Origin of the sequence: Cryobacterium sp. Y57, assembly GCF_002929505.1 — a bacterium.
GTDB lineage: Bacteria > Actinomycetota > Actinomycetes > Actinomycetales > Microbacteriaceae > Cryobacterium.
The window spans coordinates 1-1,034 of sequence record NZ_PJJL01000001.1; the positions used below are offsets into that span (position 1 = coordinate 1).

The following is a 1,034-nucleotide window of genomic DNA, read 5'->3' on the forward strand; positions in this document are numbered from 1 at the left end:
TCAGGGAGTGAAAAAATGAAAGCAGTCGTTTACAAAGGACCCAATGAGGTCGCCGTGGAAGAAGTTCCAGATGCCAAGATCGAACGCCCCACTGACGTTCTCGTGCGCATCACGGCGACAAATATTTGCGGTTCAGACCTGCATATGTATGAGGGACGCACCAATTTCGAGACTGGACGCACGTTTGGCCACGAAAACATGGGCGAGGTCATCGAGGTCGGTAACGGCGTCGATGCGGTCAAGGTCGGCGAGCACGTCGTGTTGCCGTTCAATATTTCTTGCGGGTTTTGCAAGAATTGCGAACGTGGTTTCACCAACTATTGCATGACCACTCAACCCGATCCCGTCGGTGCTGGCGCCGCCTACGGCTTTGCTGGCATGGGTCCGTACCCCGGCGGGCAGGCCCAAATGCTGCGTGTGCCCTACGGCGACAGCAACTGCTTGCGCCTGGGTGAAGATGCCGTAGAAAAGCAAAACGATTACGTGATGCTCTCGGACATCTTCCCTACCGGCTACCACGCTACCGAGATGGCCGGCGTTATCCCCGGTGACACGGTCGTGATCTACGGTGCTGGTCCGGTCGGGCTGATGGCTGCCCTGTCTGCCACGATCAAGGGCGCCAGTAAAGTCTGGGTTGTGGACCGACGCCCCGACCGGCTGGCCCTGGCCGAGCAGATCGGCGCGATCGCCGTTGATGACTCAAAGACGGACCCGGTGCAATTCGTATTGGACCAGACCAAGGGTATCGGCGCTGACCGGGGATGTGAATGCGTCGGCTATCAGGCCCACGACCCCCAGGGCACCGAGGATCCTGCCATGACTTTGAACCGGCTGATCCAGTCCGTGCGCATCACCGGGGGCATCGGCGTAGTCGGTGTCTTTCTGCCGGCGGATCCCGGCGGCTTCGACGAGAACGCCAAACAGGGCAAGCTTGCTATTGACTACGGCCTGCAGTGGCTCAAAGGCCAGAGCATGGGCAGCGGCCAATGCCCGGTGAAGAAATATAATCGGCAACTGCGCGACCTGATTGCCGT

1 protein-coding gene is annotated in these 1,034 nt (G+C 59.3%); it reads left to right on the forward strand.

Annotated elements, in window-relative coordinates:
• Window positions 1-1,034, forward strand: a 1,034-nt coding sequence (locus CXY72_RS00005; protein ID WP_233197556.1) for a glutathione-independent formaldehyde dehydrogenase, incomplete at both ends; no start/stop codon positions are given.